Origin of the sequence: Aeromicrobium sp. (assembly GCF_049586495.1) — a bacterium.
GTDB lineage: Bacteria > Actinomycetota > Actinomycetes > Propionibacteriales > Nocardioidaceae > Aeromicrobium.
In genome coordinates, this window is sequence record NZ_JBAVCB010000155.1 from 1 (window position 1) to 9,690 (window position 9,690).

General features: G+C 68.2%; 11 protein-coding genes and 1 pseudogene. 10 read left to right on the forward strand and 2 right to left on the reverse strand.

Features of this window, described 5'->3' with window-relative positions:
* From WB508_RS08295 to WB508_RS08320, 6 genes and pseudogenes are all read left to right on the forward strand, one after another.
* Positions 1–688: pseudogene (locus WB508_RS08295) on the forward strand (1-deoxy-D-xylulose-5-phosphate reductoisomerase); the annotation flags it as partial.
* Positions 685–1,986: a M50 family metallopeptidase gene (locus WB508_RS08300; RefSeq protein WP_423844415.1), complete on the forward strand. Its 1,302-nt coding sequence runs from the start codon at positions 685–687 to the stop codon at positions 1,984–1,986. The pseudogene WB508_RS08295 and the gene WB508_RS08300, both read left to right, overlap by 4 nt.
* Positions 1,983–3,137 carry a flavodoxin-dependent (E)-4-hydroxy-3-methylbut-2-enyl-diphosphate synthase gene (ispG, locus tag WB508_RS08305; protein ID WP_423844416.1) on the forward strand — a complete coding sequence of 385 codons (1,155 nt, stop codon included), beginning with the start codon at positions 1,983–1,985 and terminating at the stop codon, positions 3,135–3,137. Before WB508_RS08300 ends, ispG begins: the two co-directional genes overlap by 4 nt.
* A 50-nt stretch (positions 3,138–3,187) precedes the next feature.
* Positions 3,188–4,024 carry a GNAT family N-acetyltransferase gene (locus WB508_RS08310; protein WP_423844417.1) on the forward strand — a complete coding sequence of 279 codons (837 nt, stop codon included), beginning with the start codon at positions 3,188–3,190 and terminating at the stop codon, positions 4,022–4,024.
* Positions 4,021–4,404, forward strand: coding sequence for a DoxX family protein (locus tag WB508_RS08315; protein WP_423844418.1), 384 nt, complete (start codon positions 4,021–4,023; stop codon positions 4,402–4,404). Before WB508_RS08310 ends, WB508_RS08315 begins: the two co-directional genes overlap by 4 nt.
* 33 nt (positions 4,405–4,437) lie before the next feature.
* Positions 4,438–6,174: a proline--tRNA ligase gene (locus WB508_RS08320; protein WP_423844425.1), complete on the forward strand. Its 1,737-nt coding sequence runs from the start codon at positions 4,438–4,440 to the stop codon at positions 6,172–6,174.
* A gap of 9 nt (positions 6,175–6,183) precedes the next feature.
* Here WB508_RS08320 and WB508_RS08325 read toward each other — a convergent pair whose 3' ends face one another.
* Together WB508_RS08325 and WB508_RS08330 are read right to left on the reverse strand one after the other, a co-directional pair.
* Positions 6,184–6,585 (reverse strand): DUF4439 domain-containing protein, encoded by a 402-nt coding sequence (locus tag WB508_RS08325; protein WP_423844419.1) that lies wholly within the window; start codon positions 6,583–6,585, stop codon positions 6,184–6,186.
* The gene (locus WB508_RS08330; protein ID WP_423844420.1) at positions 6,582–7,043 is read right to left on the reverse strand and encodes a hypothetical protein; all 462 of its coding nucleotides are present in this window, start codon (positions 7,041–7,043) and stop codon (positions 6,582–6,584) included. Before WB508_RS08330 ends, WB508_RS08325 begins: the two co-directional genes overlap by 4 nt.
* Before the next feature lie 84 nt (positions 7,044–7,127).
* On the opposite strand from WB508_RS08330, the gene rimP reads away from it, so the two are divergent.
* The 4 genes from rimP to WB508_RS08350 form a co-directional block, all read left to right on the forward strand.
* Complete coding sequence (gene rimP / locus WB508_RS08335) at positions 7,128–7,625, forward strand: ribosome maturation factor RimP (RefSeq protein WP_423844421.1); 498 nt, start codon at positions 7,128–7,130, stop codon at positions 7,623–7,625.
* A gap of 1 nt (position 7,626) precedes the next feature.
* Entirely contained in the window at positions 7,627–8,706 is a 1,080-nt protein-coding gene (gene nusA, locus WB508_RS08340; RefSeq protein ID WP_423844422.1) for a transcription termination factor NusA, read from the forward strand.
* Positions 8,687–9,058, forward strand: a complete 372-nt coding sequence (locus WB508_RS08345; RefSeq protein ID WP_423844423.1) for a YlxR family protein — start codon at positions 8,687–8,689, stop codon at positions 9,056–9,058. The genes nusA and WB508_RS08345 overlap by 20 nt, the downstream gene beginning before the upstream one ends.
* Positions 9,059–9,131: 73 nt before the next feature.
* Positions 9,132–9,690, forward strand: a 559-nt coding sequence (locus WB508_RS08350) for a translation initiation factor IF-2 N-terminal domain-containing protein (protein ID WP_423844424.1), incomplete at its 3' end; no start/stop codon positions are given.

Here is a 9,690-nt window from a genome sequence, read left to right on the forward strand (position 1 = left end):
ACGTGACGACATCCGACGACTCGTCGTCACCGCCAGCGGCGGCCCCTTTCGCGGGCGCACGCGCGAGCAGCTGGCCGACGTCACGCCCGAGCAGGCGGCCGCCCACCCCACGTGGGACATGGGGCCCGTCATCACGATCAACTCCGCCACCCTGGTCAACAAGGGTTTGGAGGTCATCGAGGCCCACCTGCTGTTCGACATCGGCTTCGACCGCATCGAGGTGGTGGTGCATCCGCCGTCGATCGTGCACTCGATGGTGGAGTTCACCGATGGCGCCACGATGCTGCAGGCGTCTCCGCCGGACATGAAGCTGCCGATCGCTCTGGGCCTCTCCTGGCCAGACCGCATTCCCGACGTCGCGCCGGGGTGCGACTGGTCGAACCCGACCACGTGGGAGTTCTTCCCGCTCGACGAGGTGGCCTTTCCCGCGGTGTCGGTCGCTCGCCGCGCCGGAGCCTACGGCCGCACCGGTCCGGCGGTCTTCAACGCCGCCAACGAGGTCTGCGTCGACGCCTTCATGTCGGGAGATTTGGGGTTCCTCGGCATCGTTGACACGGTGGCCGCAGTTCTGGACGAGCACCTTGCCGATCCGGTGTGGTTCACCGACTCGGTCACGCTCGACAGCGTGCTGGGTGCGGACCGGTGGGCGCGCCAGCGGGCCACAGAATGTGTGGGAGATCGCCGATGAACAACGCACTCATCTACGCCTTGGGCGTGCTGTTCTTCGTGGTCGGCATCGCCGTGTCGATCGGTCTGCATGAGCTCGGACACATGTATCCCGCCAAGAAGTTCGGCGTGAAGGTCACCCAGTTCTTCGTTGGTTTCGGCAACACCATCTGGTCGACCAAGCGCGGCGAGACCGAGTACGGCCTCAAGTCGATTCCGCTCGGCGGCTACGTCAAGCTCGTGGGCATGCTGCCCCCGGCCAAGGACCAGGATCCGCACGAGGTGCGCGACACCAACACCGGACTGTTCACCCAGCTGGCCACCGATGCCCGCAACGCCGAGTACGACACGATCACCGACGAGGACCTGCCACGGCTGTTCTACCGCCTGCCGTGGTGGAAGAAGGTCATCGTCATGGCCGGCGGCCCCATGATGAACGTGGTCATCGCCGTCGTGCTGTTTGGCATCGTCATCATGGGCTTCGGCGCGCTCCAGCCCACCCTGACCGTTCAGGCCGTCTCGGACTGCGCCATCAGCGATGCCGAGCAGGGCCGAGCCTGCACCGCCGCAGATCCAGAGACGCCCGCCAGCATCGCGAAGCTGCAGCCCGGCGATGTCATCACCTCCTTCGGCGGCCAGCAGATCACGTCGTGGGATCAGCTCACCCGCGTGATTCGTGACAACGGCAGCGACACCGCCGAGCTCACCTACACGCGCGACGGGCGGGCCGAGCAGGTCACGATCCGGCCCACGGTCATTGCGCGCGCCGATCTCGACGATCCCAGCGAGACCGTCGAGGTCGGCTTCCTCGGTGTCCAACCCACCACCGAGAATCAACGCGGCACGCCATTCGATGTCCTGTCCACGGTCGGCACCTACGGCCAGGACACCGCGTCGGCGATCGTGCACCTGCCTGTTCGCATGATCGACGTGACCAAGGCAGCCTTTGGGGCGGAGCGCGACCCGGCCGGTCCGATCGGCGTCGTGGGTGCCAGCCGCATCTCCGGCGAGCTCGTCACGTATGACGACCCCACGTGGGCCGAGCGCGGCTCACGCGTGCTCGCCCTGCTGGCCGGACTGAATCTGTTCCTCGCCATGTTTAACCTGATTCCGCTGCTGCCGTTCGATGGTGGGCACATCGCCGGAGCGCTGTGGGAGGCGCTGCGTCGGGGGTGGGCCACGCTGCGCGGGCGTCCTGATCCCGGCTTCGTCGACGTGGCCAAGGGACTGCCCGTGGCCTACGGCGTGGGCATGGTCCTTATCCTGATGAGTGTGATCCTCGTGTACGTAGACATCGTCAACCCGGTGCGGCTGTCATGACCGGCCCCATCTCTCTGGGCATGCCCGAGGCTCCGCCTCCGGTGCTCGCTCCGCGCCGCAAGACCCGCAAGATCAAGGTGGGATCGATCGACGTCGGCGGCGACGCACCTGTGTCCGTGCAGTCCATGACCACGACCCTCACGTCCGACGTCGACGCGACCCTCCAGCAGATCGCTGAGCTGACGGCCGCCGGTTGCGACATCGTGCGGGTTGCGTGTCCGAGCACCGATGACGCCAACGCGTTGGCCGAGATCGCGCAGCATTCCAACATTCCGGTGATCGCCGACATCCACTTCCAGCCCAAGTACGTGTTCGCGGCCATCGATGCCGGCTGCGCTGCAGTGCGCGTCAACCCCGGCAACATCCGCAAGTTCGACGACCAGATCGGTGCCATCGCCAAGGCCGCCAAGGATGCTGGCACCAGCATCCGCATCGGCGTCAACGCTGGCTCGCTCGACAAGCGTCTGCTCGAGAAGTACGGCAAGGCAACCCCCGAGGCCCTGGTCGAGTCCGCCGTCTGGGAGGCCTCGCTGTTCGAGGAGCACGACTTCCACGACTTCAAGATCTCGGTCAAGCACAATGATCCCGTCATCATGGTGCAGGCCTACGAGATGCTGTCCGAACGTGGCGACTGGCCTCTGCACCTGGGAGTCACCGAGGCCGGGCCGGCGTTTCAAGGCACCATCAAGAGCGCCACGGCCTTCGGGGCACTGCTCAGCAAGGGCATCGGCGACACGATCCGCGTCTCGTTGTCGGCCCCTCCGGTCGAGGAGGTCAAGGTCGGCATCCAGATCCTGCAGTCGCTCAATCTGCGCCCGCGCAAGCTCGAGATCGTGTCGTGTCCGTCGTGCGGGCGCGCTCAGGTCGACGTCTACACCCTCGCCGAGCAGGTCACCGCTGGCCTCGAGGGTCTCGAGGTGCCCCTGCGCGTCGCGGTCATGGGCTGCGTCGTCAACGGCCCCGGCGAGGCCCGTGAAGCTGATCTCGGTGTCGCCTCCGGCAATGGCAAGGGTCAGATCTTCGTCAAGGGCGAGGTCATCAAGACGGTTCCGGAGAAGGACATCGTCGAGACCCTGATCGAAGAGGCCATGCGCATCGCCGAGACCATGGAGCCGGTCGAGGGCGGCGGGGCATCTGTCAGCGTCAGCTGATCCCCCCAGTCGTAGGCTGACCCCACCGAGACGGCGGGAGGTGTGACCAGATGCTGCAGACGCCGACTCTTCGAGCCCTCGGGCCGGAAGATCTGACCGACCTGCTCGTGCTGATTCGTCGCGATCCGCTGGTGAACCTGTTCGTCCGGTCTCGCGTGGACGCCACCCGCCTGAACCAGCGGTGGCTCGGAGGCCAGGTGCTCGGGTACTTCGAGGACGGCGCGCTGGTGTCGGCGTGCCATGCCGGCGCCAACATCGTGCCGGTCGAGGCGACCGAACGGGCCGTCGAGGCTTTCGCCGAACGGCTGCTCCACGCCACGTCGCGCCCGTCGTCGATCGTGGGCCCGCAGGCGCCGGTGCTCCATCTGTGGGACCGCGTCGCACCGTCGTGGGGTCCCGCGCGCTCTCCGCGTCTGGATCAGCCGTTTCTCACGATGTCGGCCGACAGCGCGATCGAGCCCGACCCACGCGTGCGACGTATTCTGCTTGACGAGATCGACACGCTGTACCCCGCCAGCGTTGCCATGTTCACCGAGGAGGTGGGCGTGGATCCCGAAGCCGGCGGTGGCGGCTATCGGGCCCGGGTGGCCCAGCTGGTGGCACAGGGCTGGTCATTTGGGATCATCGAGGACGGTTCGGTGCTGTTCAAGGCCGAGATCGGCGCTGTCTCGCCTGAGGCCTGTCAGCTGCAAGGCGTCTACGTGCGGCCGGACCGTCGGGGTCAGGGCATTGCCGCCGGGGCATTGGCCGCTGTGGTGGAGCAGGCTCGCCGCAGCATCGCACCCGTGGTCACCTTGTTCGTCAATGATCACAACCTGCCGGCTCGCCGCGCCTACGAGCGCGTGGGGTTCGAGCAGACCGCGACCTTCGCCTCGGTGCTGCTGTGAGGGAGAGCTCCAGCGCGGCACGGCGACCTCGCGTCCTGCTGGCCGGACTGCTGGCCAGCGCGGGCGTCCTGCACTTCGTCCGGCCCCAGTTGTTCGGTTCGATGGTTCCGGAGGCGCTGCCCCACCAGCACGAGCTGGTCCTCGTGTCGGGCGCGGTTGAGATTGCGGCCGCCGGCCTGCTGATGGTTCCGGCGACCCAGCGCCTCGGGGGAGCGACGGCCACCGCGCTGCTGATCGGTGTCTGGCCGGCCAACGTCCAGATGACGGTCGACGCCGTACGACAGAACCGTCCGTGGTGGCACGTGGGTGCGCTGATCGCACGGCTGCCGCTGCAGGTGCCGCTGGTACGGATCGCGCTGCGCGCCGCCCGCGCCCGCTGACCGACGGCGCGCCGATAGGGTCGGCCCATGCGCATGTCCCGGATGTTCCTTCGTACGTTGCGCGACGATCCGGCCGACGCCGAGGTGCCCAGCCACAAGCTGTTGGTTCGCGCCGGCTACATCCGTCGCGTCGCTCCCGGCATCTACTCATGGCTCCCGCTGGGCCTGCGGGTGCTGGCCAAGGTCGAGGCCATCGTCCGCGAAGAGATGGAGGCCATGGGCGCCCAGGAGGTCCGGTTCCCGGCGCTGCTCCCGCGCGAACCCTACGACGTCACTGACCGGTGGACCGAGTACGGCCCCAACCTCTTTCGGCTGAAGGACCGCCGCGGCAACGACATGTTGCTCGGGCCCACCCACGAAGAGATGTTCAGCCTGCTGGTCAAGGACCTGTACTCCTCGTACAAGGATCTGCCGCTGAGCCTGTTCCAGATCCAGACCAAGTACCGCGACGAGGCGCGGCCGCGCGCCGGCATCCTGCGCGGACGCGAGTTCATCATGAAGGACTCCTACTCTTTCGACGTCGACGACGCCGGCCTCGAGGCGTCGTACCAGGCGCACCGCGACGCCTACGTCCGGATCTTCGAGCGACTCGGCTTCGAGTACGTCATCGTCGCTGCTGACTCCGGAGCGATGGGCGGATCAGCCAGCGAGGAGTTCCTGGCCGTCTCCGAGACGGGCGAGGACACTTTTGTGCGCTCCGCCGGCGGGTACGCCGCCAACGTCGAGGCGGTCACCACCGTCGCGCCCGACCCGGTGACGTTCGACGGACTCCCGGCCGCGCACGCCGAGCAGACCCCGGACACGCCCACCATCGACACCCTCGTGAACCACCTGAACGAGGCGTTTCCGCGCGACGACCGGCCGTGGCACGCGGCCGACACGCTCAAGAACGTGCTGGTCGTGCTGCGGAACCCCGATGGCACGCGCGAGCCCCTGGCCATCGGTGTGCCGGGCGATCGTGAGGTGGACGCCAAGCGCCTTGAGACCCAGGTCGCGCCGGCCGAGGTCGAGCCCTTCGAGGACAAGGACTTCGCCGCCCACCCCGCGCTGGTCAAGGGATACATCGGGCCGGGCGCACTGGGTACCGAAAATGAGTCCGGCATCCGCTACCTGACCGATCCGCGCGTCGCCGACGGCTCCCGGTGGGTCACGGGAGCCAACGTCGCCGGGTCGCACGTCATCGACCTCGTTGCGGGCCGCGACTTCACCTCGGACGGCAGCATCGAGGCGGCCGAGGTGCGCGCCGGCGACCCCGCGCCGGACGGATCGGGACCGCTGTCCCTGGCCCGTGGCATCGAGATGGGCCACATCTTCCAGCTCGGGCGCAAGTACGCCGAGGCGCTGGGCCTGAAGGTGCTCGACGAGAACGGCAAGCTGGTCACGGTGACCATGGGCTCGTACGGCGTCGGCATCTCGCGTGCCGTGGCCGCGGTGGCCGAGTACGCCCACGACGATCTCGGGCTGGCGTGGCCGGCCGAGCTCGCCCCGTTCGACGTCCACCTCGTGGTCGCCGGCAAGGACCCGTCGATCGTCGAGGCAGGCGAACGGCTCTACGCCGATCTGCAGGCGGCCGGTCTCGACGTGCTGTTCGACGACCGCCCCGGCAAGGTCTCGCCCGGCGTCAAGTTCAAGGACGCGGAGCTCATTGGCGTGCCGATCACGGTGGTGGTCGGGCGGGGTGTCGCCGACGGTGTCGTCGAGCTCAAGCGCCGTGCAACCGGTGATCGCGAAGACGTCGCGATCAGCGACCTCGTCGCGCGGCTGGCCTGATCTGTCGGATCAATCAGCCATCCCGGGGAAGGCGCGGGCTCGGCCCGACCATCCAAGCTCGTCAGTCGCCGCCGTGCGCAAACCAGACACGGCAACCTCGCGGTCATCACCGGTCGACGCAGCCACGACGGCCAGGCACGCGGCCTGGATGCGCTGCTCGAGGCGCCGGGCCGCGGACGAGGCGTTGGCCTCGGTGTCGATCGTGCCGACGTCGTAGCTCGGCTGCACAGTCGTGGTGTCGTCGACAACAGACCCGAGCAGTCGATCGCGGGTGACGGCGTGGGCTCGGGCAGCTGATCGGGCGCGGTCGGCCACATCCGGCACCCGGGCACCGACAAAGGGATAGAACCAGACGGCTTCCCGCTCCAGAGCGAGCCAGGCGATCAGGGCCGCGTTGCGACTCTCGATCATGAGGGGCTCCCCACGCGGACGGACGCCTGGGCGAGGCCGGCCGCCATCGAGGCCAGCACCTGGGCCAGGTCGGTCGAGACCGCGGCCAGCGCATCGGCTGCGCGGGAGTCCGCAACGGCAAGACAAGCGGCATCGAGATCGCCGGTCACGCCTGACGCGTCGGGCAACGTGGTGGGCAACGCATCGCGCTGCGCGGTCAGCGCGACCAAGACGTCTGCAGGGGCCTGCGCGACGGCCGCCAGCGCCACCAGGGCCTCCGCGTCGGCTCGGGCTCGTGCTGTGAGCCGAAGATCGCCCGCATCGGGTTCTGGCTTGGGCGTGACACCGACCAGGCGCAGAGCGTCGTCGAGTCGGTCGGTGGCCACGGCGCCACCGATCCCCGCGCCGGCGACCGCGACAGTGGTGCATCCGAGCAACAGTGAACGGCGACTGACCACGGTCGCCACGGTAATCGACATCTGGTTCGCTAGGCTGTCCGGGAGGCGCGTCGATGGCGCACCGAGACCCCTGTCGGGGTCGACAACAGAACACGGAGGTGTCGCATGACCGAGGGATACGAAGCGGTCGTCACGGCATGTGTGACCGAGCTCGGCTTCGACCTGGAGGCCGTCGAGCTCTCCTCCGGAGGCAAGCGCCGGGTCCTGCGCGTCGCGATCGACGCCGACGGCGGTGTCGGCATCGACGACATCACCGCCGCGACGCGGGCACTCTCGGAGGTGCTGGACGCCGACGACGCCGTCATGGGCTCGGCCCCGTACACGCTCGAGGTCACCTCGCGCGGTGTCGACCGCCCGCTCACCGCGCCACGACACTGGCGCCGCAACATGGACCGCGTCGTCCGCGTTCGACTGACCGAGGGCACCGCGTCGGAGGGACGCGTCAAGAGTGCTGTCACTGAGGGGCGTATCGGTGACAGCGATGCCAGCGGAGCCGACCTGATCACCAAGGCGGGCGTTCGCCGCATCGACTATGCCGACATCGAGTCGGCGGTCATCCAGGCCGAGCTGAGCAAGCCGGCCTCCACCGGAAAGGACCGCTGAAATGGACATCGACATGTCCGCCCTGCGCATGTTGGAGCGAGAGAAGGGAATCCCGGTCAGCGTCGTCGTCGATGCGATCGAGACGGCCCTGCTGTCGGCGTATCACAAGTCGGCAGGCGCCCATCATGTGGCGCGCGTCGAGCTCAACCAGACCTCGGGGCACGTGACGGTCTGGGCCAAGGAGCGTCTTGAGGCTGAGCCGACCGAGGCGCCGAGCGACGACGGCACGGACGAGACCGAGACTGAGGACGTCGGTCACGGCGCACCCGCTGAGCCCCGGTTCACGCCCGAGTTCGACCACACGCCCGACGACTTCGGACGCTTCGCAGCCACCGTGGCGCGTCAGCTGATCATGCAACGCATCCGCGACGCCGAGGATCAGTCGAACTTCGGTGAGTTCTCCGGCAAGGTCGGCGACATCGTGTCCGGTGTCATCCAGCAGGGTCGCGACGCCAGCGACGTGCGCCTCGACCTCGGCAAGATCGAGGCGACGTTGCCGCCCAATGAGCGAGTTCCCGAGGAACGCTACGCGCACGGCGAGCGACTCAAGGCCTATGTGTACGACGTCGAGATGGGCATGCGAGGACCGCGGGTCAAGGTGTCGCGCACCCACCCGAATCTGGTCAAGCTGCTGTTCGCGTTGGAGGCACCCGAGATCGCCGACGGTTCCGTCGAGATCGCCGCGATTGCCCGGGAGGCTGGCCACCGCACCAAGATCGCCGTGCACGCCACGGTCGCAGGGGTCAACGCCAAGGGATCGTGCATCGGCCCGATGGGCCAGCGGGTCCGCCAGGTGATGCACGAGCTGCACGGGGAGAAGATCGACATCGTCGACTTCAGCGAGGACCCGGCCGAATTCATCGCCCACGCGTTGTCGCCGTCGCAGGTCAAGAGCGTCACGCTGATCGACCCGGCCACTCGATCGGCGCGGGTCGTCGTCCCCGACTTTCAACTGTCCCTCGCGATCGGCAAGGAGGGTCAGAACGCCCGCCTGGCTGCCAAGCTCACCGGTTGGCGCATCGACATCCGCTCGGACACGGCTCCTGCCGGGTCCGGCACCGATGGGGACTCGATTGGGTGAAACGGGTAGGGTGGGACCGGTTGTCCGCACGTGCATCGGTTGTCGAGAGCGCGCGGATGTCACCACTCTGGTGCGATTCGTTGCCGTTCAGGGGTCCACGACCACGGTCGTGACCCCCGATCTGCACAGATCGTTGCCGGGACGAGGGGCGCACCTGCACCCCACGGACCGGTGTCTGGAGCTGGCGACACGTCGCAAGGCGTGGGGCCGGGCCTTTCGTACCGTTGGATCGCTCGACCTGGAACCCGTCACACGGTTCATCGCCGCACCCACACCACTGCATGACCCGAATGGATCGCCGACCGGCGGTCCCCGACCCGAATCGGAGCATCCGCTCATGGAAAACCGATGAGTACTCCGCAATGAGTTCGTTCGTCAACTAGGGTCTGATCCTCCTTCGGATCGGGCCACCCGAAGGAGAAATAGTGGCTGTCAGAGTCCACGAGCTCGCCCGCGAGCTCGGCGTCGAGAGCAAGGTCGTCCTCACCACCCTCAAGGACATGGGTGAGTACGTGAAGTCGGCATCCTCGACCGTCGAAGCCCCCGTCATCCGGCGCCTCAAGGAAGAGCACGGCGACGCGCTGGCCGCCTTGGCCAGCAAGAAGAGCGCGAAGAAGGCCGCTCCCAAGGCCCCCGCGCCCGCGGAGCCTGCTGCGGAGCCGGCGACAGCACCTGCGGCTGAGTCCGCTGATCCGGCAGAATCCCCGCAGGCACCCGCTGCACGCAGCGGGCCGATTCCCGGTCCGCGTGCGCCCGCGCCGGCCCCAGACCCCGAGGTGGCAGCGCCTGAGGTGGCAGCGCCTGAGGTGCCAGCGGCCGAATCGGCCACGCCTGGCGCCGCGGTCGCCGAGCCTGAGGCTCCTGCCGCGTCCGACGGCTCGGCTCCCAAGCCTGCCCCCGGACCCCGTCCCGGCGGCAGCGCTCGTCCGGGCAACAACCCGTTCTCGTCCACCCAGGGCATGCAGCAGCCGCGGGCGCCTCGCC